This is a genomic window from bacterium Scap17, from assembly GCA_013376735.1.
In the GTDB taxonomy this organism is placed as follows: Bacteria; Pseudomonadota; Gammaproteobacteria; order Pseudomonadales; family Halomonadaceae; genus Cobetia.
This window is the reverse complement of sequence record VINJ01000001.1, coordinates 1374865-1401057: the sequence shown is the minus strand read 5'-3', so window position 1 is coordinate 1401057 and position 26193 is coordinate 1374865. Positions and strand designations below refer to the sequence as shown.

At 63.8% G+C, this 26193-nt stretch carries 21 protein-coding genes; 9 read left to right on the top strand and 12 right to left on the bottom strand.

From position 1 onward, the window contains the following. Nucleotides 1–52: 52 nt before the first annotated feature. Nucleotides 53–1075, bottom strand: a complete 1023-nt coding sequence (locus FLM52_06100) for an adenosine deaminase (protein NVN55367.1) — start codon at nt 1073–1075, stop codon at nt 53–55. Nucleotides 1076–1415: 340 nt separating this feature from the next. Here FLM52_06100 and FLM52_06095 point away from each other — a divergent pair, with 340 nt between their 5' ends. The 4 genes from FLM52_06095 (at nt 1416) to FLM52_06080 (ending at nt 6341) form a co-directional block, all read left to right on the top strand. Continuing rightward, on the top strand, nt 1416–2483 hold the full coding sequence (locus FLM52_06095) for a tripartite tricarboxylate transporter substrate binding protein (protein ID NVN55366.1): 1068 nt from the start codon (nt 1416–1418) through the stop codon (nt 2481–2483). A gap of 914 nt (nt 2484–3397) precedes the next feature. Next, nucleotides 3398–4384, top strand: coding sequence for a tripartite tricarboxylate transporter substrate binding protein (locus FLM52_06090; protein NVN55365.1), 987 nt, complete (start codon nt 3398–3400; stop codon nt 4382–4384). Then, complete coding sequence (locus tag FLM52_06085) at nt 4384–4821, top strand: tripartite tricarboxylate transporter TctB family protein (protein ID NVN55364.1); 438 nt, start codon at nt 4384–4386, stop codon at nt 4819–4821. Before FLM52_06090 ends, FLM52_06085 begins: the two co-directional genes overlap by 1 nt. Continuing rightward, nucleotides 4821–6341 (top strand): tripartite tricarboxylate transporter permease, encoded by a 1521-nt coding sequence (locus FLM52_06080; protein NVN55363.1) that lies wholly within the window; start codon nt 4821–4823, stop codon nt 6339–6341. The genes FLM52_06085 and FLM52_06080 overlap by 1 nt, the downstream gene beginning before the upstream one ends. A gap of 140 nt (nt 6342–6481) precedes the next feature. Here FLM52_06080 and FLM52_06075 read toward each other — a convergent pair whose 3' ends face one another. Further along, nucleotides 6482–7147: a helix-turn-helix domain-containing protein gene (locus FLM52_06075; GenBank protein ID NVN55362.1), complete on the bottom strand. Its 666-nt coding sequence runs from the start codon at nt 7145–7147 to the stop codon at nt 6482–6484. Between the two features lie 200 nt (nt 7148–7347). Between FLM52_06075 and FLM52_06070 the strand changes: the two genes are divergently transcribed. The 4 genes from FLM52_06070 (at nt 7348) to putP (ending at nt 14233) form a co-directional block, all read left to right on the top strand. Then, nucleotides 7348–7713 (top strand): hypothetical protein, encoded by a 366-nt coding sequence (locus FLM52_06070; GenBank protein NVN55361.1) that lies wholly within the window; start codon nt 7348–7350, stop codon nt 7711–7713. Next, a complete protein-coding gene (locus FLM52_06065; GenBank protein ID NVN55360.1) occupies nt 7713–8471 on the top strand; it encodes a helix-turn-helix transcriptional regulator in 759 nt (252 codons plus the stop codon). Before FLM52_06070 ends, FLM52_06065 begins: the two co-directional genes overlap by 1 nt. A gap of 632 nt (nt 8472–9103) precedes the next feature. After that, entirely contained in the window at nt 9104–12283 is a 3180-nt protein-coding gene (gene putA / locus FLM52_06060) for a bifunctional proline dehydrogenase/L-glutamate gamma-semialdehyde dehydrogenase PutA (protein ID NVN55359.1), read from the top strand. 468 nt (nt 12284–12751) lie between these two features. Then, the gene (putP, locus tag FLM52_06055) at nt 12752–14233 is read left to right on the top strand and encodes a sodium/proline symporter PutP (GenBank protein NVN55358.1); all 1482 of its coding nucleotides are present in this window, start codon (nt 12752–12754) and stop codon (nt 14231–14233) included. 143 nt (nt 14234–14376) lie between these two features. Here putP and FLM52_06050 read toward each other — a convergent pair whose 3' ends face one another. From FLM52_06050 to FLM52_06005, 10 genes are all read right to left on the bottom strand, one after another. Beyond that, on the bottom strand, nt 14377–16203 hold the full coding sequence (locus FLM52_06050) for a hypothetical protein (protein NVN55357.1): 1827 nt from the start codon (nt 16201–16203) through the stop codon (nt 14377–14379). 144 nt (nt 16204–16347) lie between these two features. Further along, nucleotides 16348–17163, bottom strand: a complete 816-nt coding sequence (locus FLM52_06045; protein ID NVN55356.1) for a mechanosensitive ion channel — start codon at nt 17161–17163, stop codon at nt 16348–16350. A gap of 231 nt (nt 17164–17394) precedes the next feature. Beyond that, the gene (locus tag FLM52_06040; GenBank protein NVN55355.1) at nt 17395–18090 is read right to left on the bottom strand and encodes a hypothetical protein; all 696 of its coding nucleotides are present in this window, start codon (nt 18088–18090) and stop codon (nt 17395–17397) included. Further along, a complete protein-coding gene (locus FLM52_06035; protein NVN55354.1) occupies nt 18065–19264 on the bottom strand; it encodes a hypothetical protein in 1200 nt (399 codons plus the stop codon). Before FLM52_06035 ends, FLM52_06040 begins: the two co-directional genes overlap by 26 nt. Next, nucleotides 19261–19716, bottom strand: a complete 456-nt coding sequence (locus tag FLM52_06030) for a GtrA family protein (protein ID NVN55353.1) — start codon at nt 19714–19716, stop codon at nt 19261–19263. The genes FLM52_06035 and FLM52_06030 overlap by 4 nt, the downstream gene beginning before the upstream one ends. Next, nucleotides 19685–20746, bottom strand: coding sequence for a glycosyltransferase family 2 protein (locus tag FLM52_06025; protein NVN55352.1), 1062 nt, complete (start codon nt 20744–20746; stop codon nt 19685–19687). Before FLM52_06025 ends, FLM52_06030 begins: the two co-directional genes overlap by 32 nt. A gap of 561 nt (nt 20747–21307) precedes the next feature. Beyond that, nucleotides 21308–21613, bottom strand: a complete 306-nt coding sequence (locus tag FLM52_06020; protein ID NVN55351.1) for a Cyd operon protein YbgE — start codon at nt 21611–21613, stop codon at nt 21308–21310. Nucleotides 21614–21672: 59 nt separating this feature from the next. Beyond that, nucleotides 21673–21774 (bottom strand): cytochrome bd-I oxidase subunit CydX, encoded by a 102-nt coding sequence (gene cydX / locus FLM52_06015; protein ID NVN55350.1) that lies wholly within the window; start codon nt 21772–21774, stop codon nt 21673–21675. 80 nt (nt 21775–21854) lie between these two features. Then, nucleotides 21855–22991: a cytochrome d ubiquinol oxidase subunit II gene (cydB, locus tag FLM52_06010; protein ID NVN55349.1), complete on the bottom strand. Its 1137-nt coding sequence runs from the start codon at nt 22989–22991 to the stop codon at nt 21855–21857. 3 nt (nt 22992–22994) lie between these two features. Next, nucleotides 22995–24611 carry a cytochrome bd-I ubiquinol oxidase subunit CydA gene (locus tag FLM52_06005; GenBank protein ID NVN55348.1) on the bottom strand — a complete coding sequence of 539 codons (1617 nt, stop codon included), beginning with the start codon at nt 24609–24611 and terminating at the stop codon, nt 22995–22997. 584 nt (nt 24612–25195) lie between these two features. Between FLM52_06005 and FLM52_06000 the strand changes: the two genes are divergently transcribed. Further along, a complete protein-coding gene (locus tag FLM52_06000; GenBank protein NVN55347.1) occupies nt 25196–26059 on the top strand; it encodes a lipopolysaccharide kinase in 864 nt (287 codons plus the stop codon). The last annotated feature ends 134 nt before the right edge of the window (nt 26060–26193 follow it).

The following is a 26193-nucleotide window of genomic DNA, read 5'->3' as shown; positions in this document are numbered from 1 at the left end:
TTGGTGGCCAAGCCGTTGATTGCATTCAGTATTCAAGCGCCGGTGATAATTCTCAGGCTGCGCAGCTATCGAGTTGTGCCAGCAGCACGCCACGGCGGGCGTCACTCATGCCGAGGCCTTCAGCGCGCTGCGGGAAGGCGGCGTCGATGGCGTTGCGGCACAGGGTGAGCCATTGCGCCTCGCTGAGATCCAGCGCTTGCTGCACAGCGAGGAAGTTGTCGAGCATGCCGCCACCGAAATAGGCCGGATCATCCGAGTTGAGGGTGATATTGAGGCCCGCCTCGATCAGCTTCGGCAGCGGGTGGTCTTCCATGCGCTCCACCACCTTGAGCGCGACGTTGGACAGCGGACACACCGTCAGCGGGATACGCCGCTCGGCCAGCTCCGCGACCAGGGCGGCATCTTCCAGACAGCGCACGCCGTGGTCGATACGCTCCACCCCCAGCACCTCAAGCGCCGTGCGGATGTACGCAGCCGGCCCCTCCTCACCTGCGTGCGCGACACGATGCCAGCCGCGCTCTCCCGCAAGCTGGAAGACCTCGGTGAACTTCTCCGGCGGATTGCCGATCTCGGCGCTGTCCAGGCCGACACCCACGAAGCGCGATTCAAAGGGAATCAGCGCGTCGAACAACTCGCGCGCAGACGCCGCGGAATGACAGCGCAGGAAGCTCGGCACCAGCGCCGAGGTAATATCAAATTCCTTCACCGCTTCACGACAGGCGCGCTCCAGGCCCGCGAACTGGGTTTCCAGACTCACGCCACGCGCCAGATGCGCCTGCGGATCGAAGAACAGCTCCAGATGCTTGACGCCATCGGCGCTCGCACGGCGGAAGTAGTCCTGCGCCAGGCGGTAGAAGTGCGACTCGTCATTCAAGACGCCCATGCCCTGGTAATAAAGCGCGAGGAAGGCGGGAAGATCCGCGAAGTCATAGGCGGCCTCGACCTCCTCCAGGGTGGCGTAGGGCAAGGTGATGCCCTGCTCCGCCGCCAGCTCGAACATCAAAGCCGGCGTCAGCGAGCCTTCGATGTGCAGGTGCAGCTCCACCTTGGGCAGGCGGGCGAGAAAGTCGTGCATGCGCGGGGTAAGGGTCATGGCCCGTCTCCTCAATGAAAGGCGGCGGCTGGAAGATCGCGGAGCGCTCACCACAGCCTGATGGCGCAATTCTAGCAATCCCGAGACCACCTTGAGGAGAGACGGCGCGGGAAATGCGATTTCTCTGCGCACTGCCCACCTGCCGTGCCTTTTCGCGGCTCGCCGAAATAGGCTATTTTCGTTCATTCGCACTCTCGCAAGCTCACGACACAAGCTCATCACAACAGTCATGAGCGTGCGACAGCCAGCAACGCGCAGCCCCATGCCCCGCTGACTGACATAACCATAACGATCGATGCTGAACACCAAGGACACGATTGCCATGCACGCCACATCCCATGCCCGCCATCCCTTCTCACGCAGAAAGCAATCTCGACAGCGCACTGGCACCCTGCCCACTGCGCTGTTGCTCAGCCTTGGCCTGCTGGTGCCCTTGAGCGCCAACGCCGCCCAAGAGGAACATAACGAACAGACTGGCTTCGCCCCGCAGGGCAAGACGGAGTGCATCGCGCCGGCCAAGCCCGGCGGTGGCTGGGATTTCACCTGTCGTAGCGTGGCCCGCCTGCTGGATGAGCAGAACCTGATCCCCGCCGGTATGCAGACGCTGAACGTGCCCGGCGCCAGCGGAGGCGTCGCCTTCGCGCATGTGAAGTCCAAGCGCCATGACGATGAGCAGGTCATCGTCTCCGCCTCGAGCGCGACCACCACCCGTCTGGGGCAGCATGCCTATCAGGACGGCAAGGTCGACGACGTGCGCTGGTTGATGACCCTCGGCGCCGACTACGGCGTGATTGCCGTGGCCGAGGACTCGCCCTATCACTCGCTGACCGAGCTGCTGGCCGCCATGCAGACAGACCCCAAGGCGGTGCGCTTCGCCGGTGGCGATGTCGCGGGTGGCTTCGATCATCTCAAGGTGCTGATGGCGGCGCGTGAGGCGGGTATCGACAACCTGCGCGCCCTGCCGTACCTCGCCTACGACTCAGGCTCCGTCGCCATCACCCAGGTGATGGGCGGCCACCTGGAGGCCTTCACCGGCGACATGACCGAGGCCCGTGGTTTCGTCGAATCCGGTCACCTGCGCCTGCTGGCAGTGTTCAGCGAGGAGCGTCTGCCCGGCCAGTACAGCAACATCCCCACCGCGCGTGAGCAGGGGATCGATGTGGTCGCACCCAACTGGCGCGGCTTCTACCTGCCGGGCGGCGCATCGGATGCCGCCTTCGACTGGTGGGAGCAGACTCTCAATCGCATGGCCGAGACGCCCGAGTGGCAGCAGGTGATGCAGGACAACGGCCTGATGCCGTTCCACAAGTCCGGCGAGGCGTTGGATCGCTTCATTACCCAGCAGGTCAGCGATGTCGAGCAGCTGTCGCAGGAGCTGGGCCTGCAGTGATCGACTGAAGCCCTGAGGTAGTGGCTCCCTGAGGCCCTTGAGCCCTGAGCCCTGCGCTCGCCTGGCAAACGCTCAAGACTGGCAAAAGCTCATGGCAGCCCCAAAAAAGCCGCCACACCGTTAGCCGGGGTGGCGGCTTCTTGATGACTGACTGGTTTGCCCCAGCAATCTCAGGGCATGGACGGCCAGGGCCCCTTGGGCGGCTGATGATCGGGGTCGAACTGACAGGACGATACCTGGTCGCGCTCTTCGTGCGGCTCAGAATCTGTCTCTGAATCTGCCTGTGACCGAGGCTCTGCCTCCGGCGCTGCTTCTGGCTCAGTTGTCAGCTCAGCTCCCCAGCAACAATGCCCACACACTGCCCAACACCTTGGCCATGAGCCTTCCCCCCTCCCCTGTCCCCTTGCACGATTGCCGCTGGCACCCGGACAGCATGCAGTCTGGCCACCGGCTACACGCTAGACCAGAGCCCAAGGGCCACGCTTGCGCTGCAACGCCGCATAGCGTTTCAAACACGACAGGCAAGCCATGGCGCCCGTGGGCGGATAGCTCACGCGAGCGGCGCAAGCGCCCCGCTCGAGCCTGCCGGGAGAGGGGCGAGGGAGACGTGAAGGAGAGGCGAGAGAGCATCAGACACCGCCAGATTCCGACACAACGTCCAGTCGGATCTTTCACAAAGTGAACCGCAAAGGTGCGCAAATACGCTTCTCGACCAAGGTCGGTGCGACGAATGGGTATCTTGCGAGCCGTCGGGCGGCAGTCTAATTTCACCATACAGAATAAAGTTCCGCCTTACAGAATTGTAAGGTTAGTGTCAGGTTCGCGGCTGCAGGGCGAGTTTTCCGCTCAACCGCTGCCAGCGCCTGACCCACGACATGTGCCGCTACCACAATCCAATAACACCAGAGGTCGCCATGAAACGTCATATGACACTCAAACTCCTGACAGCTGCGGTGGTCACCGCCATGTCCGCCCAGGCCTTCGCCTTCGAACCGAAAGGCAAGGTTGACTGCATCGCGCCGGCTGATCCGGGCGGCGGCTGGGACTTCACCTGCCGCAGCGTCGGCAAGATCCTGTCTGAGCTCGATTTCGTGCCGGGCAACGTGCAGACCATCAACATGGCGGGTGCCGGTGGCGGCGTCGCCTTCGCGCACACCGTCTCCAAGCGTGCCGGTGACGAGCAGCTGCTGGTGGCCGCCTCCACCGCGACCACCACCCGTCTGGCCCAGGGCCAATTCCCGGGCATGAATCAGGACCAGGTCGAGTGGATCGGCGCACTGGGCGCGGACTACGGCGCCATCGCCGTCTCCAAGGATTCGCCGTACAACACCCTGAGCGAGGTGATGGACGCGCTGAAGAAAGATCCGAAATCCGTCAAGTTCGCCGGTGGCAGTGCCGCAGGTGGCTGGGATCACCTCAAGGTGCTGATCGCCGCCCAGGCAGCCGATGTCGAGAACCTGCCCAAGGTCTCCTACCTGTCCTACAACAACGGCGGCGAAGCCATCACCCAGGTCGTCGGCGGCCACGTGCAGGCCTTCACCGGTGATATTTCCGAGATTCAGGGATTCATGGAATCCGGCGATCTGAAAGTGCTGGCCGTGCTCTCCGAAGAACGCCTGCCGGGCAAGCTGGCTGACGTGCCGACCGCTCGCGAACAGGGCATCGATGCCGTCGCCCCCAACTGGCGCGGCTTCTACATCCCGGCCGGTGTCAGCGACGATGCCGAGCAGTACTGGACCACCACGCTGGACAGCGTCTATGAAAGCGAAGAATGGAAAGACGTGATGACCAAGAGCGGCCTGATGCCGTTCCACAAATCGGGTGCCGAGTTTGATGCCTTCGTGAAGGCACAAATCCAGGACATCCAGACCCTTTCCAAGGACATTGGGCTGATTCGCTGATGAATGACCGCATCTTTGGTCTGCTGATGCTCACCTTGGCCGTCGCGTACGGCTGGGGTGCCCAGCAGTTCCCGGAACCCTTCGGCGGGGCCGAGTCCATCGGGCCCGAAACCTTCCCCACGTTGCTCTCGATCGTGCTGGCGCTGAGCAGCCTGTATCTGATCTTGCGCCCCGACCCGGACCAGCAATGGCCGTGGAGCCGCACCGGCGCCGAGATGGTGCTGGCCATCGTCATCCTGTGCCTGTACACCGCACTGCTTGAGCCGCTGGGCTTCATCGTCACGACCACCGCTGCGGTCGGCACCCTGTGCTGGCGCATGGGTTCCAGGCCGATTCGCGCTTACGTGACAGGCCTGCTCGGCGGCATTGTCGTCTTCGCCCTGTTCAACTTCGTGCTTGAGCTACCACTGCCGCTGGGCATTCTGGAGGTGGCGTAATGGAAAGTCTTGGCTTCTTGATGCAGGGCTTCGGCATCGCCCTGCAGCCTGAGAATCTGATGTTCGCCGTGCTGGGGGCCTTCCTGGGCACCCTGATCGGCGCACTGCCGGGCCTGGGCCCGGCCAATGGTGTGGCCATCCTGATTCCGCTGGCCTTCACCCTGGGCCTGAGCCCGGAAACCTCGCTGATCCTGCTGACCTCGGTCTACGCCGGTGCCATGTACGGCGGGCGCATCTCTTCGATCCTGCTCAACATCCCGGGCGATGAGCCGGCGATGATGACCTGTCTCGACGGCTATCCGATGGCCCAGAAAGGCAAGGCCGCCGAAGCGATGGCCATCTCGGCGATCGCCTCCTTCATCGGCAGCCTGATCGCCACCATCGGCCTGATCGTAATGGCGCCGTGGCTGGCCAGCTTCGCGCTGACCTTCGGCCCGGCGGAATACTTCGCGCTGTTCGTGCTGGCCTTCGCCACCCTGGGCGGCATCACCGGCAAGAATCCGGTCAAGACCATCATGGCAGCCGCCATCGGCCTGATGATTGCCACCGTCGGCATCGATGGCTCCACCGGTACCCAGCGCTACACCTTTGATGTGCTGGAGCTGTTCGAAGGCATCGACTTCATCATCGCCATCGTCGGTCTATTCGCCATCTCGGAGCTGCTGTTCTTCATCGAACAGCACGCCGGTGAAGGCAAGCCGATGATCGCCATGAACAAGATGACCCTGAAGCTGAAGGAGATCGTCGCCATCCTGCCGACTTCCTTCCGCGGGGGTGTGCTGGGCTTCATTTCCGGCGTGTTGCCGGGTGCTGGTGCGTCGCTGGGCAGCTTCATCAGCTACACGCTGGAGAAGAAGACCGTCGGCAAGAAAGGCAACTTCGGCGAAGGCGACCCACGCGGCGTGGCCGCCCCGGAAGCCGGCAACAACGGTGCCGCCTCTGGCGCCCTGGTGCCGATGCTGACGCTGGGCGTGCCGGGCTCCGGTACCACCGCGGTACTGCTGGCGATGCTGATCTCGCTCAACATCACCCCGGGCCCGCTGATGTTCACCCAGCACGGCGACATCGTGTGGGGCGTGATCGCGGCGCTGCTGATCGGTAACGTCATCCTGCTGCTGATGAACATCCCGATGGTCGGCATCTTCGTCAAGCTGCTGTCCGTGCCGCCCAAGTACCTGCTGCCGGTGGTGACCATGGTTGCCTTCGTGGGCATCTACTCCATCAGCCACTCGACCTTCGATCTGTACTTCATGGTCGCCTTCGGGGTCGCCGGCTACTTCCTGCGCAAGCTGGAAATTCCGCTGGTGCCGGTCATTCTCGGCATGCTGCTGGGTCCGGAGATGGAAAAGAACCTGCGTCACGCCATGCAGCTGTCCGACGGCGACTGGACCATCCTGATCGGTAGCCCCTTGGCCGTGACCCTGTGGTGCATCGCCATCGCCGGTCTGCTGCTGCCGGTGATCGTCGGCCCCATCCTGCGTCGCCGCATGAGCGCCGCCAAGGCTGCCACCGACGCCTGATCCGGGCCAGGGCCCACGCCTCTCATGAGGTGACACGCCCTGAACGACAGCGCTCTGAAATGACATCGCCCTCGCCGGTCTTGCCGGCGGGGGCGATGTCATTTCAGCACTTCAAGACTCCTGACACTGGTGAGCGCGCCTCAGTCGCCCTGCTGCCACTGGGCGAGCAGGCGGTGGGCCTGGGCAGGCGTCAGGCGCGCCGCCGGGCCACTGAGCACGATGACCTCAGCCGGTGCCAGCCCCTCGTCGTGATGCTGGGCGACGCTGACCGCCAACGCCGCCACCGACAGGCCGGCGGCGTTGGCGGTCTCGATCTCGCCACTATCGACACACTGCTGCAGCAAGGCGGACAGCGCCTCATCGACCAGCTCGCCTTCCTCCAGCTGATGGCGCAGCGGCCACTGGCTGACATGCGCGTACTGACACATTGCCTGACGCGGTCGCGTCATGCCCTCCACCGGGCGCGCCTCGGCCAGCGGGCCATGCTCGACCAGCATCAGGCTGGCCGTCTCGCCACTGGCGGCATTCAGCGCCGCCAGCCAGCCGCGCAGCTGAACCTCGCGGGCCGGCAGCGCGGGTGCCAACTGGGCAAAACGCCCCAGCGCCGCGCCGATGGAGTAGATACCGTGGCTGTCACGCGCCACATAGCCGAAGTGCTCAAGCGAGCCCATCAGCCGCAGAATCGTGCTCTTGTAGAAACCACTGGCCTGGGCCAGCTCGTTGAGCGTCAGGCGAGGTGTCGCGGGGGTAAAGGCTTCCAGCAGCGTCAAGGCACGCTCGACCGCTTCCACACGTTGATTGGCCATGCGGCGGGACTCCCACGGCAGGTGAAGAACGAGGCTGACAGGCGGCTTGCGCCATGCCGCCTCACAGGACTTGAATCATGCCATAACGTTCTGACAGACAGAACATGACACGCCTGTCGCACTGACGATACTGGCCGTGCAGCGTGGTAGAATGGTGAGCTACGACACTATTCCCGGTTACGTCCGCACAAGGTTCACACATGTCCATCTTCATCATCACCTTCGTGGTCTGCCTGATCGTCACCGTCGGCACCGTGGCCATGCTGATGATGTCGCGTACGCCGCGCTTTCGTACCGACTACAGCGACATCGCCCGCGTGCTGGACCAGGCGATCAGCGGCGAGATCAACGAGAACGAATGGCACAGCGTGATCGGCTACCCGATTCGCCATGATGAGTATCTGGAGAGTCTGCGGCGCCGCTGCCAGGGCATCTTCGACAACCACGCTCGGCCGTGGCAGCTGGCCCAGGGCGGCGCGCTGTTCTCGCGCGCCGGTCGTGAAGAGCTCAACGTGCTGCTGGGCCATCTGCGTGCCCGCACCGGTGTCGCGGAGACTCGCGCCTGATGGCCGCCAGCGAGATGCGTCTGATCCCGCTCTCCAACCTGCGCGAGCACCACGATCACAGCTACCACCAGCTGGTGATCGGCCTCGATGGCCTGGCCGAGTTCGAGATCGAGGGTCAGGGCGGCGAGATTCGCCCGCTGACCGGCTGCATCGTGCCGGCCGATCATGTCCATTACTACGCGGGCATCGGCGAGAATCGCCAGCTGATTCTCGACCTGCCCGATGATGCCCCCTACCTGACCGGCCACCATCGCGAACTCCGGCGGCTGTTCGAGCGGCCACGTTTCTTCACGCTGGATACCCGCCTGCGCGGTTATCTCGAATTCATGCTCGCGGAAGTCAACGACTACCAGCAGGCACCGGGCGACCTGCTCGCCGCTACCTTCCTCGCCTGCCTGAACACGCGCATCGAAACGCCGATGAGCGCCCTGAATACCACGGGACGCCAGCTGGACCTGGTGGCGCTCAATCGTTTCATCGATGCCAATCTCGGCCAGCGCCTCAGCGTGGCGGATCTTGCCCGCCAGTCGCATCTCTCCGAGCAGCATTTCAGCGAGCGTTTCCGCGTACTGACCGGCCTCTCGCCCTATCAGTACCTGCTGCGCCGTCGGCTGGAGGAGGCACGCCAGCTACTGGGCACCAGCGAGCTATCCCTGTCCCAGATCGCGGATCGCTGCGGCTTTGCCAACCAGAGCGCCCTTTCCCATGCTTTCCGCAAGCATCTCGGCTTCCCGCCCTCGGCACTGCGCAAAGCCTGATCGAGTTGGCAGAAGCCGATGGGACGTGCGCACCCCCTCGGGTATCTGACACGCCCTTGCCTCCCTCATTCACGGCCGCATTTCTGACACCCCGCTCTTCAATTCCTCCCCCGCGCGGGAAGTGCGTCGCTTGGGGCACGCACGTCGTTCAACGGCACCCCCACCGTCAGCTGCAAACCAGTTCTCCTCCAGACCTCTACCACCTTGGTATAACAAGATCGCGTCATTTCGCGGCACATCCTTCGACAAAGGTCGGAGAAGCGTGTCACTTTTCTGACATGCCCGTGAATTTGACATGCGCAGCCGAGAAATTGGAAAGACCCGCCCCCCTGCGCCACCCTACATTCTCAGTCATACATCCAGACGTGCCGCTGTCGCGCTTTCTGATGCGTTCTGCATCACTCTCGGCGCTGTGACTCGGCAATCCCATTCGGCGCTTCGACGCCCAGCAGCAAGGGGTTCGCACCATGACCACCTCCACTTCCTCCGATCAGTCCAGTGCAGTGAATGCCGCGATCGCCTCGGCCACGTCCACAGCCGCCCAGTCCTCGAACAATTCGTCCACGAATACTGTCAAGCAAGGGGTTCTCAAGGGCGATGTGCTCAAGGACAACATCCTGCGCAGTGACCAGATGCTGGCCGCCAGCACCTGGCAGCAGTCTCCGGAGGCGCTGTTCTCGCGCGTCAGCGACCACTATCTGGTCGATGAAAGTGCCTACGTCAGCGAGCTGGTCGGACTTCTGAATGCCGAAGAGAAGGATGTCAAGCGCATCGGCGACAAGACGGCAGAACTGGTGCGCGAGATTCGCACCATGGACACCGCTGTCGATTCCATCGACGAGCTGCTGCAGCAGTACAGCCTCGACACTCAGGAAGGTGTGCTGCTGATGTGCCTGGCCGAGGCGCTGCTGCGCATTCCGGACAAGGAAACCGCCGATGCGCTGATCGAGGACAAGCTCGGCGTGGCCGACTGGAAGTCCCACCTGGGCCAGAGCGAGTCCTGGTTCGTCAACGCCTCCACCTGGGGCCTTCTGATGACCGGCAACGTCATCAAGATGGATCTGCCCAAGGGCGACGGCAAGCCGGCCACCTTCATCAATCGCATGGTCAATCGTCTCGGCGAGCCGGTCATCCGCCGCGCCATGTACCAGGCGATGAAGGTGATGGGCAAGCAGTTCGTGCTGGGCCGCGATATCAAGGAAGCGCTCAAGCGCTCCCAGCCGCTGTTCGACAAGGGCTACACCTATTCCTACGACATGCTGGGTGAAGCGGCCTGCACCCGCGACGACGCCAAGGGCTACTTCGACGACTACGCGCGTGCCATCCGCACCGTCGGCGAAACCTCACGCAAGCTGAAGGAATCCACCCCGTCACCGTCCGTCTCCATCAAGCTGTCCGCCCTGCATCCGCGCTATGAATTCGGCCGTCGTGAGCAGGTGCTGGAAGAGCTGGTGGCAAGCGTGCGTGAACTGGCCGGCATCGCCCGCGAGCTGAACGTCGCCATCACCATCGATGCCGAGGAAGTCGATCGCCTCGAGATCTCGCTGGAAGTGTTCCGCGCCGTCTACGAGAGCGACACCTGCCGCGGCTGGGGCAAGTTCGGCCTCGTCGTGCAGGCCTATTCGACGCGTGCCCTGCCGACCCTGCAGTACCTGAACCGCATCGCCGACCTGCAAGGCGACGAGATCCCGCTGCGCCTGGTCAAGGGCGCTTATTGGGACAGCGAGATCAAGGAATCCCAGGAGCTGGGTGTCGAAGGCTATCCGGTGTTCACCCGCAAGGCCTCCACCGACGTCAGCTACCTGGTCTGCGTGCGCTTCCTGCTGTCCGAGAACACTCGCGGACGCATCTACCCGCAGTTCGCCACCCACAATGCCCACACCATCAGCACCATCCTGGATGTGGCCAACGCCGGCGAGACACGTCAGTTCGAATTCCAGCGCCTGCACGGCATGGGCGAAGCCCTGTATGAAGCCGCGCTGAAGCGTGCCCCCAAGGGGACCTGGTGCCGTATCTATGCGCCGGTCGGCGCGCACAAGGACCTGCTCCCGTACCTGGTACGTCGTCTGCTGGAGAACGGGGCCAACTCCTCGTTCGTTCACCAGCTGGTCGACCCGCGCGTGCCGGTCGAGAGCCTGTGTACCCACCCGGTGGTCACGCTCAATCAGTACAAGACCTACCACAACCCACGCATCGCGCTGCCGCCGAACATCTATGGCGCAGACCGCCTGAATTCACGGGGCATCAATCTGAACATCAATAGCCAGTACCAGCCGCTGATCGACGAGATGGCCACGCACATGGACACCACCTACGACGTGCGTCCGCAGCTGGCCTTCGATGTCGAGGTCAATGCCGAGCGTCGTCAGGCCGTCACCTGCCCGTTCGACCGTCGTGATACCCTGGGCCACGTGCAGTGGACCAGCGCCGAGGAAGCCTCCAAGGCCATCGACGCCGCCTGGGCTGCCTTCCCGCGCTGGGAGCAGACACCGGTCGAGGAACGCGCCGCAATTCTCGAGCGCTTCGGTGACCTGATGGAAACCCACACCGCCGAGCTGATGACCCTGTGCTCCCGCGAGGGTGGCAAGCTGCTGACCGACGGCATCGCCGAGATCCGCGAGGCAGTCGACTTCTGCCGCTACTACGCCAACCGTGCGCGTGCCGACTTCGCCGAGCCGACCGAGCTGCAGGGCCCGACCGGTGAGCACAACCAGATCATGCTCGGCGGCAAGGGTGTCTTCGCCTGCATCAGCCCGTGGAACTTCCCGGTCGCGATCTTCTGCGGCCAGATGGTCGCCGCTGCCGTCACCGGCAACACCGTGGTCGCCAAGCCTGCCGAGCAGACCTCGCTGGTCGCGCACCGCGTCGTGGAACTGCTGCGCGAAGCCGGCATGCCGCGCGATGTCGTCCAGCTGCTGCCGGGCGATGGCCCGACCGTGGGCAGCGTGCTGTCCAGCGACCCGCGTATCACTGGCGTGTGCTTCACCGGCTCCACCCAGACCGCACAGATCATCAACCGCTCGCTGGCCGCGCGTGAGAACGCTCCGCTGCCGAGCCTGATCGCCGAGACCGGTGGCCTCAACGCCATGATCGTCGACTCCACCGCCCTGCCGGAGCAGGTCGTCAACGACGTGGTGCAGTCCGCCTTCCAGAGTGCCGGTCAGCGCTGTTCCGCCCTGCGCGTGCTCTACGTGCAGGAAGACGTCGCCGAGCGCGTCATCAGCCTGCTCAAGGGCGCGATGGACGAGCTGAAGATCGGCGACCCGCGTGACCTGGGCACCGACGTCGGCCCGGTCATCGACGAGGAAGCGCGTGCCGGTCTGCTCAAGCACATCGAGGAATATCGCAGCCAGGGCCGCGTGATCGCCGAAGCCGCCGTCGACAAGACCATCACCGAGCACGGTACCTTCGTCGCGCCGGTCGCCCTGCGCATCGACGGCATCGATAGCCTGGAAAGCGAGCAGTTCGGTCCGGTACTGCACATCGCGACCTGGAAAGGCGGCGAAGTGGACAAGGTCATCGATACCATCAATGGCCTCGGCTACGGCCTGACCTTCGGTGTGCATTCGCGAAACGAAAGTTTTGCCAATGCCGTTGCACAGAAAATTCGTGTTGGTAATGTCTACGTCAACAGGAATATCATCGGTGCTGTAGTAGGTGTACAGCCGTTTGGTGGCCAGGGCTTCTCCGGTACTGGCCCGAAAGCCGGCGGCCCGCACTACCTGCACCGCTTCGCTACCGAGAAGACCCGTACCGTCAACACCACGGCTCTCGGCGGCAACGCGTCTCTTCTCGCCATGGGCGACGAATGACCGACGCTACCTGCTCTCGCGGCAGCAGCAGAGGTCATGCCTGGCGGAAGACTGCATGCTGGACGTGCATGAGGTAGCCAGGTGACAGGGCATCAGGACGATGCCCAGTGGATGACGGCGAGCACGCCAGGCCGTCATCTGCCCCGGACACCGACAGGGACGCCCACGGACATGGATCGCCAGCGACTGGCCCCTCATGCTCGTGCCCTGCGGTGTCCGTTGCCGTTTCCCCTTTTGACTCGACGGCAATATGCGGGGACGGACGAACGTCAGAAGATTCGTTTATGCGCTAATCTGAACGTACAAGATTGGCAGGAACTTGCGAGAGCCGCCGCGACATGGCCCTCGAAGGACGTTCGATGCATGACGCAGGACTCCCGGTGACGGTCTGACAGGAACCGTCACTGGCAGTAAATCATCACGACGCTCGCCGTCCGACAACAATAAATGCAAAGGATTTACTCCACGATGGTCGATAACAGCCCCACCATACTCATCACGTTCGCAATCTATCTGGCGGTGATGCTCGGCATTGGCCTGCTGGCCTACAAGCGCACCTCCAACATGTCGGATTACATCCTGGGTGGCCGTTCATTGGGCCCCTGGACATCCGCCATTTCCGCCGGTGCGTCTGACATGTCCGGCTGGCTTCTTCTGGGCCTGCCCGGCGCTGCCTACCTCAGCGGCCTGTCCGCTGCCTGGATCGGCATCGGTCTGCTGGCAGGTACCTGGCTCAACTGGCTGATCGTCGCCAAGCGCCTGCGTATCTACAGCTTCGTCGCCAGCGACTCGCTGACCCTGCCGGATTACTTCGAGAAGCGCTTCCGCGACAACTCCAAGATGTTGCGCGTCATCTCGGCCGTCTTCATCCTGCTGTTCTTCCTCTTCTACACCAGCTCCGGTCTGGTGGCAGGTGGCAAGCTGTTCGAGACCGTCTTCGGCCTCGACTACACCATCGCCGTGACCGTCGGTACCATCGCCATCGTGTCCTACACCTTCTTCGGCGGCTTCCTCGCCGTGTCGTGGACTGACCTGATCCAGGGTCTGATGATGGCCGCGGCCCTGATCGTGGTGCCTATCGTGGCACTCACCGACATGGGTGGCGTGGCAGAAGCGACCTCGCGCATCACCGCCGAGAACCCGCTGCTGCTGGAATGGTTCCGTGACGCCTCCACCGGCGAAGCGCTGACCCTGGTCGGCATCGTCTCCTCACTGGCGTGGGGCCTGGGCTACTTCGGTCAGCCGCATATCCTGGCGCGTTTCGCGGCCATCCGCAGCGAGAAGGACATCGGCGCGGCACGCACCATCGCCGTCGTCTGGTCTGCACTGGGTCTGTTCGCGGCCATCTGCATCGGCCTGCTGGGTCTCGTCTACGTGCCGAAGGACCTGGCCGACAGCGAGAAGATCTTCATGGTCATGGTGAACTTCATCTTCCACCCGGCGGTTGCCGGCGTGCTGCTGGCCGCCATCCTGGCTGCCGTGATGTCCACCGCTGACTCCCAGCTGCTGGTGTCGTCCTCTGCCCTGGCCGATGACTTCTACAAGGCGCTGTTCAAGAAGGATGCGACCCAGTCCGAGCTGGTGTGGGTCGGTCGCTTCGCGGTGGTAGGTATCGCCATCATCGCCTGGATCCTGGCGCTGGACCCGAACTCCAGCGTGCTGGGTCTGGTGTCCTACGCCTGGGCCGGCTTCGGTGCTGCCTTCGGTCCGGCTCTGATCATGTCGCTGTACTGGCGTCGCATGAACCGCTTCGGCGCGCTGGCCGGCATCATCGTCGGTGGCGTGACCGTGGTGGTCTGGAAGCAGCTTTCCGGTGGCATCTTCGATCTCTACGAGATCGTGCCGGGCGTCATCTTCGCCTACATCGCCATCTACGTGGTCAGCATCATGAGCGCAGCACCGGCTGATGAGGTCACCACGGAATTCGACAAGGTCGAGAACCACGCCTGATCGAGGTGTGACAGGACACTGTTGAAGCCTGTACCTATTGCCGTTCATATCGGCAATACGACAACGCCGCCCCTCGGGGCGGCGTTGTCGTTCATGGCAACTGGTCCTCACTGATTCACGCTGTCATGGCTCTCTCATATGGCCTAATCACATTGGCGAGGCTTGCGAAAATCGATCACCCAGACGCCCTCTTGCAGTGACAGCCCTGGCGATTGCACTTGCGACAGCACTTGAGATTGAGCGGATGAAGGGGCTGAGGACTGACTGGTGAGCTGATCGGAGGCCTGACTGACAGCATCGCCCGGCGCACAGGGCGACCGCGCTTGCAGGCGTGCCTTGAGCGCCTCATCGCGCAGCAAGGTCACCGCACTGGCGCCCACCAGGCGCAGCCGCACCACGGCCCAGTAGTTGTCGGGCGTGAAGGCGGCGACCAGATTCTGGCCCACGGCCGCCACCTGCTGGCGAGCGACCCGCGCCAGTGGCGCTACTGGCGCCTCGCCCAGCACCAGTACCGGCAAGGCATCGCGCGGCTGGTAGCGCTCGGCATCGCGGGGCGAGTCCAGCGGCAGCCCCTGTTCCCGAGCCTGAGCTACCAGGGTGCGGGCCAGCTGTGTCTCATGGGCCTGCTGGGCGGCCAGCGCATTGCTCCAGGCGGCGAAGATCACCTCATGGCGCACCAGCAACAGGCAGGCGACGATCAACAGGCACTGCATCAACGAGCACTGCCTCAGCCGCCGCCAGACAGGAGGCTTGCGCTGCGTGGTGGCCGTTTCCGTCATGCTCGGCGTTGCGCCGGCACTCGCTCTCGCACTCAGAACCAGCATCAGGGCACCGCCCAGCAGCGGTCCCCAGGCGATCAGGGTGCGCGAATGAAATACCGGCTCGGCCAGCAACAGCATCGGCCCCCACAGGGCGGGAGCCAGCAGCAGCGCCCACAGGGCCCAGCTCATGCGCTGCAGCGATAGCTGGCGCGCCGAGCGAGACCTGCCCTCGGGTGCGCCAGTGGCTCCCTGTCGGACAGGCGCGCCGTGAGGAAGGAGTCGCAACAGCGCCGCCCCGGCCAGCAGCGCCAGACTGAGCAGCAGCGTGACCTGCCCCAGCCCCTCACGCAGCGCGCCCAACGCCACGTTAAGGTTGTGCTCGAGCCCCGCCAGCAAGGCCTGAGGGTCGGCGAAGGGCAGCATCTGGCCATGCTGCTGACTGTACTCCCCCGCCACCAGCAGCCGCGTGATGGGCAGATAGAGCAGCAAGGCGACGGCGGCCAGTGCCCCACGCTGCAACAGCATCCGCCAACGCGACCACAGTGACGTGCTGGCAGCGCCCGCGAACAGGGCTTCGAGCAGGCTCAGCACCAGAAAGGCATTCAGGGCCGGTTGATAGCAGCACAGCGCCAGCAACAACAGCAGCAAGGCGCTCAGCGGTGGCTGCCAGGCCTGCCATAGCCCTCGTCTTTCGTTTACCCCGCCGGCCTGCTCTCCCTCTGCTCTGGTTTTCCCGCCAGTACGCAGCACCAGACTGGCCAATATGGCACTGGCCAGCGCCACACTCATCGGCAGGCTGTCGAAGGCGTAACTGAAATTCTGCAGGGTGAAGGGCGTCAGCCAGATCAGCGCATTGCCCACGACGCAGCCCGCCAGCGAGAGCCCCGGCAGCCATCGCCACCAGGCCAGTGCCATGCTCGCCGCCAGTCCCCAGGCCGCCAGCTGCGGCAAGGGCGCAACATTGACCAGCACGTCGCCAAAGCCCAGCAGACGCATGATACCCTCGGCGGCCGGGCGTGCATTGAGCATCCAGCCGAAATAGCCATCCAGCGCGCGACTCATGTCATCCAGATACAGCGCACGCGTGGCAATCAGCGGCACAAGCCCGAGGCCGATCACCACAAGACTGGCAAGCAGAATGCGCCATGCCTGACGCCGTCTGGCATCAGCAGCATCACACGCTTGGGACAACGACTGCGACCTTGTCATGCACTGGACTCCCGATCAGAACGATACCCAGGACGGATGACGTCGAGAGTACCTGACTCGGGGCGCGATGGAATGCCCCGACGAAAGCCCATCAAAAACGCCACCCGAGGGTGGCGTTGTCGACATGCTTACGTCTTGCGGGAGTTACTCGGCCGGCGTGCTGGCCTGATGGAAGTGCACATCGCGCTGCGGGTAGGGAATGCTGATGCCGCGCTCATCGAAGGTCAGCTTGATGCGTTCGGTCATGTCCCACTTCAGCGCCCAGTAGTCGGAGGCCTTGCACCACATGCGGAAGTTGAAGTTGACCGAGCTGTCGGCCAGCTCCGACACGGCGATCAGGTGAGATGGCTCCTTCATGATGCGCTCGTCACCGGCGACCAGCTCCTCGAGCACCGCCTTGACCTGACGGATGTCGTCGTCGTAGCTGACACCGACGACCAGGTCCAGACGACGCGTCGGCAGCGCCGAGTAGTTGGTGATGGTGTTGGACATGACGCTGGAGTTCGGCACGGTGACCTTGCGGTTGTCCGGCGTCACCAGACGGGTCTGCAGCATGGTGATCTGATCGACGCTGCCGGCGGTACCGGCGGCTTCGACGTAATCGCCCTTCTTGAACGGACGCAGCGTGACCAGCAGGAAGCCCGAAGCCAGATTGGACAGCGAGCTCTGCAGCGCCAGACCGATCGCCAGACCCGCCGCACCCAGCGCGGCGATCATCGAGGTGGTATCGACACCGAGCTGGTCCAGGGCGGTCAGCAGCACCATGACCACCAGGATGGCGTAGGCGATCTGACCGACGAAACCGGCCGCTGCCTCGTCCATGCTCTTGCGGTGCAGCAGCGAGGTCGCCCACTGGGTCAGACGCTTGGCGACCCACATGCCGAAGACCAGCACGGCCAGCGCCGACAGCAGGGTTCCGCCCCATTGCAGCCCTATCTCGAACAGCTGACTGGTATCCATGGGAATGGCATTCAAAAATTCCACGACAACTCCTTGAGCATCCCTTGCGTGGCAGTCAGCAGACTACCGGGTGCTTTATCGTTATAAGGCACGAGGCGTGCGCCGGGGACGCACTGACACTCGGCCGAACGGATTATTGGGTATTCACGCGCGCACAATCTACCTGACTATTGGCGTCACGTCAGTGCTCTTACCGCTGAAGCAGCACGCCCTGCCAGGCCATTCATCCATTCAGGGCTGTGCCCGAGCGGGCGTCAGTCCCAGCGGTGAGCGCAGCGTCAGCGCGTCCAGACGCAGGCCCACGGGAAACTTGTTGGCATCCAGCCCCACATCGCGCGGCGCAATGGGCGGCGGCCCCTTGAGGGTCAGGCTGAAACTGCCATCGCTCGCGATCAGCGCGGCGGGCACCTCGACCTCGAAGCGCTCATAATCACCGCCCACCGGCCAGCGTGTGACGGTCTGCTCTTGGATCATGACTTCCACCGGCAGCGCGGTGGCCGAATCCGGGAAGCGTGACAACTCAAGCGCCACGACCACGGCCTGCGAGCCTGCCGGCGAGACCTCGGGCGCCACCCGCAGGCGCAAGGTAACCTCCGCCAGCCGCGCACTGACCGGCACGTCTGGCTGGGGCGAGTAGAAACCGGCCCACAGCACGCCGCAATTGCCCAGCGGCTCGCCCTTGCGGATGGAGTAGCGCTCACCGGGCGTCAGTACCGGCACCTCGCCCATCGGCCGGTAACAGGTGGTGGCATGCTCGATGAAGTAGCGCCGGTAATGATCATCGACCCTGGGCGTGCGCGCCAGCCACAGCATGGTGAGTTCAAAGGCCAGCACCACCACGGTGGCCAGCAGCCACCAGATCCGCTGGCTGCGGCGCCTGCGTGGCGCGCCATACAGGGCATCAGACGAGCCAGAAGACGGCGTCATACCAGTTCTCCACCAGCCAGAGATTAGCGAGCGCACCCAGCATGACAAGGCCCCAGGCCAGCGTGCGTGGCAGACGAGTGAGCAGGTCATGGAGGGCCAGCACGAACACCGGCATGCCGATCATGTAGCGCGGAATGGCGTCCAGCCCGGTCGCCAGCGGTATGAACAGCGTGAAGCCCGCCAGCCCCATCTCCAGCCAGCGCCGCTGCAGGCCCAGCCAGCCGATCAGACCGACACCGACCAGCGCCATGCTCGCCTGCCACGCCGGACGCAGCGTCTCCGGCGCGCTCTGCCAGTAGCTCAGTCCTTCAATGAGGTTGATGAGGGGGTTGCCCATCTCACGGCCCCAGGAAATCTGCACATGGCTGAAGGCCAGCGCGTCGCCTGTGCGGTGATAGAGCAGCGCCATGAACAGAAACAGCCCCAATGGCCCCACCACGCCGATCAGCAGCCAATCGGGCCGCCGCCACAGCTCGGCGAAGGCCCGCAGGCGCAGGCGCGCCACAAGTTCGATTCCCATCGCGATGACCCAGAACACCCCGGTGGCGCGGGTCATCGACAACAGCAGCGTCCAGAGCATCACGCGGCCAGTGCGCTGACAGCGCCAGTCGATCAATGACGCCAGACACAGCAGCCAGAACAGTGACTCGGAATAGAGCGCGCTGAAATAGAAGCTGTACGGCATGCTGGCCACCAGCCACACGAACAGCAGCAACGGCGCGCCGGGACGCGTGATGGCCAGATAGCGACAGCCCAGCCCCAGCGCCACTGCCAGCAAGGCATTGCTCAAGAGCACGCCCATCAGTTCGGGGTCCAGCTGACCGCCCAGCGTCACCAGCCACAGCAGCGCCGGATAGAGCGGGAAGAAGGCCCAGTTGGCGGCGTCGCCATCACTCATGCCGCGCGCCTCGATATCGTAGCCGCGCGTCATGATGCCCTTGAACCAGCTGCCATCGAACTGCGCCATGGCGTGCAGATAGCCGTGATCGCCCCACAGCGCGATGGCGATCCAGACGGCGCGCGTTACCAGCAGCGCCAGCAGGATATGCCCCCAGGGAATGCGCACGGCCTGCGCCCGCGCGAGTGCCTCGGCAGGGGGTGGCGTCTCGGCCGCCAGGGACTTGAGGCGCTCTCCCAGCGCCGAGCGCGGTCCTGCGGTGACACTGTCATTCATGCAGGGTCTTCCTTGAAAGCCCACAGCCGTGAGGCCATATAGGTCACGATCGGCACCGAGAGCGTGGCGATCGCGATGGCGACGAAGCCCGACAGGTCCAGCCCCTGCATCAGAAGGGCCAACAGGCCATTGTTGAGCGCAAAGCCGCCCGCCGCGACCAACCCGAAGCGCCAGGCACTGCCCTGGCGCTTGAAGGTCAGCCGGCGATGGCCGACCAGCGAGACCTGAAAGGCGACGCAGAAGGCAATGATATTGGCGATGAACTCATTGAGCTGCGGCCACAGGAACAGCAGCAAGGCGGCGACGCCCAGGTGCACGCCAGTGGCGGCCAGCCCGACCAGCCCGAAGCGGGTCGCGGTGCCCGCCTCCTCCCTGGCGCGCGCAGTGACTGACCTGTCGGACTCGCTGACACCTTCACGATCAGGGCTCAAGTGATTCACCTCGCGACGCATCGCGTGGCCCACCGCGCACGACTCGCGCAGTGCTCAGGCCGCTGTCGAGCCCCCTGTCCGGTGACACGCTGCCCGGCGGGCTGTCGTGCAGGCTGTCATGGTCGATCAGGTAAAGCGGACGCTGCTTGGTTTCCATGAACAGGCGACCGAGGTATTCGCCCAGCACGCCGATCGAGATCAGCTGCATGCCGCCGAAGAACAGGATCGCGACCATCAGTGAGGCATAGCCCGGCACATCGACGCCGAACAGCACCGTCTTGCTGATGATCACCAGGATATAGAGGAAGGAAAGAGCGGCGACGACACTGCCGATATAGGTCCAGACCCGCAGCGGCCAGGTCGAGAAGCTCACCACGCCATCGAGGGCGAAGTTCCACAGCTTCCAGTAGTTGAACTTGGTGGTGCCGGCCGTGCGCGACGGGCGCTGGTAAGTGACGCTCACCGAGCGATAGCCGGGCCACGAGAACAGGCCCTTCATGAAGCGGTTGCGCTCGGGAAGGCGCCGCAGCGCCTCGACGACACGGCGGTCCAGCAGGCGGAAGTCGCCCGCATCGCGCGGTATCTCGGTGAAGGTCAGGCGGTTGAAGATGCGGTAGAACCAGCCTGCCGTCTTGCGCTTGGTGGCGGTGTCTTCAGGGCGCGCGGCGCGCACGCCATAGACCATGTCGTAGCCGGCCTGCCATTGACTGATGAACTCGAGGATCACCGCTGGCGGGTCCTGCAGATCGACATCCATCGGCACGATGGCATCGCCGCGCGCCTGCTCGATGCCCGCGGACATGGCCGCTTCCTTGCCGAAGTTGCGTGTCAGGCTCAGGTAGCGCACACGAGCGTCGCCGGCTGCCGCGGCCTCCAGACACGCCAGGGTGCCGTCGGTCGAGCCATCATCGACGAACAGCACTTCAAGATGCGGTACCTGCGAGCCCAGTGTCTTCTCGATGGCCTCCAGAAAGAGACCGATGGTCTCCTCCTCGTTCATCACCGGCACTACCAATGACAAGACCCAGTCACCGGAAAGGCGTCGCGACATGTCGCGGGGAATATGCCCCGACGAAGTCGAGGACTGCCTGCCAGACGTCTGGCCGCAGGATGCATCAGCTAAGGACCGCATGGTATTTCCTCCATCGAGAGCCCCGTCATTCATGCACGCCAGGGCGTCATCATCTGACAAAATGAGAATGAAGAGGACACAGGGGCTGCACCAGCGCCTTGCCAGACACTCTCCCGCTCTCGATCGGTGCCTCTCCTCCCTCCGCTCCATTACCTCTTGGGGCCGAGGGCGACGATTACAACGCAGCGTCAATGCTGACGGTGACCCGCGCGAACGGACCTGCCAACTGCAAGAATCCGTGAAAAGCCCCCGCACGGCGCCAGACATCGGCAAGGGCTTGCGAGGGGCAATGAGCGCGACACCACCTCGCTGCGTTATAGAGCCTGCGGCCTCGACAAGCAAAGCCTGAATCACTCAAGGGCTCGCAAGCCATGCCCATGAGCCATGCCCTCGAGCCATGCCTTTAGCCCTAAACAAACACGGCCGCTCCCTGGAGCGGCCGTGTTTGTTTATGTAATGAATGGAATCTGCGCAATCGCGTTACTGGCTGGACGCGAGGACCACCAGCGTGATGAGCAGAAGACACCAGTTCAGCGGCGCCCCCAGCAGCCAGGCGCGAGTCGCATGGCGCGGCACCAGGCCGACGCCATGCGTGAAGCCGGCGCCCAGCCCCCAAAGCGCGACCAGCAACATCAGATAGCGCGGCCCTGTCTGCATCGAGGCTATCGCATCCGGCCCCAGCAGCATCCAGATGGCCACCATGGCAGACAGCAGCAGCGAGGCCAGATGGGCAGGTCGAGTTCGGCACCAGGCCGGTGGTCGTGAGGCGTACCAGGGTCGTGACATCAAGCTCTCCTTGATCGGAACAGTCAGCGGCGCAGAAGTAACGTTGGGGGCCGCCTCACTCAATCATCGTCAAAGGTGTGGGTCTGCTCAAGCCACAATGCATTGATGATGCCCGCGAAGCAGGCCAGCAACACACCGAGAATCCAGGCGAAATACCACATGGTGTCGTCTCCTGACGAAGGCACTGCCCTCGCCTGTTGATAGCAAATGGGAGCAATTGGCTCAGCTAGCTCAACTCAACTCAATACAGACTGTGACCGTCCTGCTCGATATGCGCGACGGTGACGCGACGCCACATCTTCACGTAGCACCAGGTGGTGTAGAGGATGATGGTCGGCACCATCACCAGACCCGCCACGGTGACGATGGAGAGCGTCAGCTCGCTGGAAACGGAATCCCACAGCGTCAGACTGGCCTCGCTCATGCGCGAGGACGGCACGATGAACGGGAACATGCTGATGCCTGCGGTGGCGACCACACCTCCTACCCCGACGGAGCTTGCCGTGAAGGCCGCGCCGCCCTTGCGGCGAGCCGACAGCACCATCGCGGCCAGCACACCGACCACCGCGCTGAGCGGGGCCAGCAGCGTCAGCGGCTCACGCGCATAGACATCCAGCCAGCTACCCGGCCCGACCTGCTTGTCGAGCAGCTTGAGGGCCGAGGCGGTATCGCCCATCTGATCGATGCTGTAGCCCATGCCGGACAGCCACACCCACAGCCCGCCCAGCGCGAACAGCCCCAGCGTCAACAGGCCCAGCGGCTGCACCAGACGCGCGCTGCGTGCGGCGACGGCCTCATCGGCACGTGCCACCAGCCAGGTGCCGCCATGCAGCATCACCATCACCACGGACAGCGCGGCGCACAGCAGAGCGAAGGGGTTGAACAGGCCCAGGTAGCTGCCGGCGTAGCTGGCACGCATGAACTGATCGACTTCCAGCGGCACGCCCTGCAGCAGGTTGCCGAAGATCAGCCCGAAGAAGGCGGTGGGAATCAGACTGCCGGAGACGATGCCGCGGTCCCACCAGCCACGCCACTGGGTATTCTCGAGCTTGGAGCGGTAGTCAAAGCCCAGCGGACGGAAGAACAGTGAGAACAGGATGGTCAGCATCGCGAAATAGAAGCTGGAGAACACGGCGCCGTAGACCACCGGCCACACCGCGAACACCGCGCCGATGGCCGTGACCAGCCATACCTGATTGCCGTCCCAGTGCGGGGCCAGGGTATTGATCACCACACGGCGCTCGCTGTCATTGCGGCTGACCAGCGGCATCAGCATTGCCGCGCCCATGTCCATGCCATCGGTGATGACGAAGCCGATCAGCAGCAGCCCCACCGCCACCCACCAGAACAGCTTGAGGATCTCGTAATCCCACATGATCCGTTACTCCTTGAATGACAGCGAAGGATTGAGTGACATGCCGTCATTTTCGGACATGGCGCCATGGTGGATGCCGCCACGCTCGAAGTGATAGCGACCGGTGTGCAGGGAAGACGGCCCCTTGCGTGCGAAGTGGAACATCAGCCACATCTCGATGACGAAGAACAGGCTGTAGAAGGCCAGGAAACCACCGATGGACCACCACAGGTCGGACTCATCCAGACTCGAGGCCGCCATGAAGGTCGGCAGGATCTCCCCCACCGCCCACGGCTGACGCCCGAATTCGGCCACGAACCAGCCAGTCTCCACGGCGATGAACGGCAGCGGGATCGACAGCAGGCAGATCCACAGGAAGGGACGCACGTCGAAGCGATGCCTGGCGGTCATCCACACCGCCGCGATGAAGATCACCAGCATCGCCATGCCGCAGGCGACCATGATGCGAAACGAGAAGAACATCGGCGCGACCGGCGGAATCGAGTCGGCGGCGGCCTTGTCGATCATCTCCGGCGTGGCATCAGACGGAGTCTCGACGTAGCGCTTGAGCAGCATGCCGTAGCCGAGATCATCCTTGACCGCATCGAAGGCCTTGCGGGTCGCGATGTCATCCTGGCCATCACGCAGCTGCTGGAGCAGGTCATAGGCCTGCATGCCATTGAGGATGCGCCCGCGGTGCTCCTCGGTCAGCTCCTTGATGCCGGGGATCTCGGTATCCAGCGAGCGCGTACCGATCAGGCCCATCACATAGGGAATATGGATGCCGTAATCGGTGTGCTGGGTCTCCTCGTTGGGCAGGCCGATCAGCGTGAAGGACGCCGGTGCCGGCTCGGTTTCCCACATCGCCTCGATGGCGGCCATCTTGGCCTTCTGGACATCTCCGACCTCGTAGCCGGACTCATCGCCCAGCACGATCACCGAGGCTACCGAGAACAGGCCGAAGGCGGCGGCGATGGCGAAGCTGCGCTTGGCAAAGCCCAGGTCACGCCCCTTGAGCAGATAGAAGGCGCTGATGCCGAGCACGAACATGGCGCCGGTGACATAGCCTGCCGACACGGTATGCACGAACTTGGCTTGGGCGACCGGGTTGAAGATGACATCCGCGAAGCTGGTCAGCTCCATGCGCATGGTCTCGAAGTTGAAGGCCGCACCGACCGGATTCTGCATCCAGCCGTTGGCGATCAGGATCCACAGTGCCGAGAAGTTGGAGCCGAAGGCGACAAGCCAGGTCACCATCAGGTGCTGACGCTTGCTCAGGCGGTCCCAGCCGAAGAAGAACAGGCCGACGAAGGTGGACTCGAGGAAGAAGGCCACCAGGCCCTCGATGGCCAGCGGCGCACCGAAGATGTCGCCGACGTAATGCGAGTAGTAGGCCCAGTTGGTGCCGAACTGGAATTCCATCGTCAGGCCCGTGGCCACGCCAAGAGCGAAGTTGATACCGAACAGCTTGCCCCAGAACTTGGTCATGTCCTGGTAGACCTGCTTGCCGGTCATGACATACAGGGATTCCATGATGGCCAGCAGAAAGGCCATGCCGATGGTCAATGGTACGAACAGGAAGTGGTAGAGCGCGGTCATGCCGAACTGGAACCGCGACAGCTCCACGACGGTATCGGAGATCATGTCTTAACCCCTTTACGATAAGGCGGACGGTCAGGCGCCGTCCCTGCATGCGCTTGCCACCGACGCCGAAAGGACACATCAGGCCGACTCTCGCCGGCAAGCACACAGGCAATGGCACCGTGGCACCAAGACCTTGGTCGGCATTGTCTACCCTCCCGCGCCAGCCTCCAGATGTCAGGTTGTCGCACTCACCGAGCGAATGTCGCACCCTCCACCTCCGCCAAGTGCCTGTCGTCACAGGACAACTCCGCTGCAAGCCGCATGGATGCTGGAGCGACGGACCTCGCTGGCATGGCGCCAACTCAACGCTGACTCCTCGCCCCCCTGCGCGCGCTGCGACCATCGACCACACTGCGACGTTCAACCACGCTGCGACCGACTGGCGCACCCAAGCGGCGCCAGCGCCACGCTCAAAACCATCACGCCTTCACGCCATTGCCGCAGTGGGAAGGAGAGTTTTGTGCCGCAGGCCTGTCACTTCCCCAGCAGGCTAACTATCATGGCCACTCATCGCAGCGCTCACCGACAAGGATTGCCAGTGGACGCTTACCGCCCATCACCCGAGACCGTGATTCCTACCTGACATGACGCATCGCTCCCCCGTTCATCCTTCTGCTGGTCATACCGCCACCACCAGCCCCAGCGCCACGGCGCCGCGCGGCCACGGCGATTACTGCGAAGCCGGGCTTGCCCGCCTGCTGGAGCAGCACGACCTCAATAGCTTCGATGCCCTGTGGCAAGTGGCAGCCCACGACGTCGACGCGCCGAATCGTGAACGCGGCGGCGTCTCGACGGTTTCGCTGCTGACACTCGAGGATGAGGACGGCAACAGTCATCGCCTCTATCTCAAGCGCCAGACCAACCACCTGGGCCGCAGCCTGGCGCGACCGCTGGGCGAACCGACCTTCTCTCGCGAATGGCGTGCCATCCGTCACTATCACGCGCTGGGGATACCGGCAGTGGACGCAGGCTGGTACGGCGAGCGGCGCGCAGGCCGGGAATGGCGCGCCATCCTGATCACCTTCGGTCTCGCCGGGCGCGATGATCTGGATCACTGGCATCAACGCTGGGCGGAACTCGATACCGGCATGCGCTCCCAGATCATCACCGCCAGCGCTCGCCTGGTTCGCGAGATCCATCAGGCTGGCCTGATGCATGGCTGTCTGTTCCCCAAGCACATCTTCCTCAGTCGCCCGCCGAGTGAGTCGCCGGACAGCACCTGGCAGATGGACGCCGTCATCATCGACCTCGAGAAGACGCGCCGCTTCGTGCTGCGCCGCCACGAGTGCCTGCGCGATCTCTACGTGCTGTGGCGCCGCCTGAAGGGCTGGCAGCACGATGAATGGCGACAATTTCTTGCTGTCTATCGCGATGCGGATGCGCAGAGCGCCGAGGTCAGTCAGTGGCTGAAAGAGCTGGAAGCACGCGCCGCACGCAAGCGGCGCTGAGCCTGCAGATGCCGGTGACGATCATTGGCGCAGTGAGTACTGACCTCGCGCACGGCATGCGACCAAGGTCCTGGTCACCTTGCACGAGGATGAATGAGGATGTCGCTCGAATGCGTCACCACAAGTCTCATTCG

Bases quoted from the DNA above. Each gene is read 5' to 3' on its own strand.
- FLM52_06100 (NVN55367.1), bottom strand. From the start codon at position 1,075: ATGCACGACTTTCTCGCCCGCCTGCCCAAGGTGGAGCTGCACCTGCAC.
- FLM52_06095 (NVN55366.1), top strand. From the start codon at position 1,416: ATGCACGCCACATCCCATGCCCGCCATCCCTTCTCACGCAGAAAGCAA.
- FLM52_06090 (NVN55365.1), top strand. From the start codon at position 3,398: ATGAAACGTCATATGACACTCAAACTCCTGACAGCTGCGGTGGTCACC.
- FLM52_06085 (NVN55364.1), top strand. From the start codon at position 4,384: ATGAATGACCGCATCTTTGGTCTGCTGATGCTCACCTTGGCCGTCGCG.
- FLM52_06080 (NVN55363.1), top strand. From the start codon at position 4,821: ATGGAAAGTCTTGGCTTCTTGATGCAGGGCTTCGGCATCGCCCTGCAG.
- FLM52_06075 (NVN55362.1), bottom strand. From the start codon at position 7,147: ATGGCCAATCAACGTGTGGAAGCGGTCGAGCGTGCCTTGACGCTGCTG.
- FLM52_06070 (NVN55361.1), top strand. From the start codon at position 7,348: ATGTCCATCTTCATCATCACCTTCGTGGTCTGCCTGATCGTCACCGTC.
- FLM52_06065 (NVN55360.1), top strand. From the start codon at position 7,713: ATGGCCGCCAGCGAGATGCGTCTGATCCCGCTCTCCAACCTGCGCGAG.
- putA (NVN55359.1), top strand. From the start codon at position 9,104: ATGCTGGCCGCCAGCACCTGGCAGCAGTCTCCGGAGGCGCTGTTCTCG.
- putP (NVN55358.1), top strand. From the start codon at position 12,752: ATGGTCGATAACAGCCCCACCATACTCATCACGTTCGCAATCTATCTG.
- FLM52_06050 (NVN55357.1), bottom strand. From the start codon at position 16,203: ATGACAAGGTCGCAGTCGTTGTCCCAAGCGTGTGATGCTGCTGATGCC.
- FLM52_06045 (NVN55356.1), bottom strand. From the start codon at position 17,163: ATGGATACCAGTCAGCTGTTCGAGATAGGGCTGCAATGGGGCGGAACC.
- FLM52_06040 (NVN55355.1), bottom strand. From the start codon at position 18,090: ATGACGCCGTCTTCTGGCTCGTCTGATGCCCTGTATGGCGCGCCACGC.
- FLM52_06035 (NVN55354.1), bottom strand. From the start codon at position 19,264: ATGAATGACAGTGTCACCGCAGGACCGCGCTCGGCGCTGGGAGAGCGC.
- FLM52_06030 (NVN55353.1), bottom strand. From the start codon at position 19,716: ATGCGTCGCGAGGTGAATCACTTGAGCCCTGATCGTGAAGGTGTCAGC.
- FLM52_06025 (NVN55352.1), bottom strand. From the start codon at position 20,746: ATGTCGCGACGCCTTTCCGGTGACTGGGTCTTGTCATTGGTAGTGCCG.
- FLM52_06020 (NVN55351.1), bottom strand. From the start codon at position 21,613: ATGTCACGACCCTGGTACGCCTCACGACCACCGGCCTGGTGCCGAACT.
- cydX (NVN55350.1), bottom strand. From the start codon at position 21,774: ATGTGGTATTTCGCCTGGATTCTCGGTGTGTTGCTGGCCTGCTTCGCG.
- FLM52_06005 (NVN55348.1), bottom strand. From the start codon at position 24,611: ATGATCTCCGATACCGTCGTGGAGCTGTCGCGGTTCCAGTTCGGCATG.
- FLM52_06000 (NVN55347.1), top strand. From the start codon at position 25,196: ATGACGCATCGCTCCCCCGTTCATCCTTCTGCTGGTCATACCGCCACC.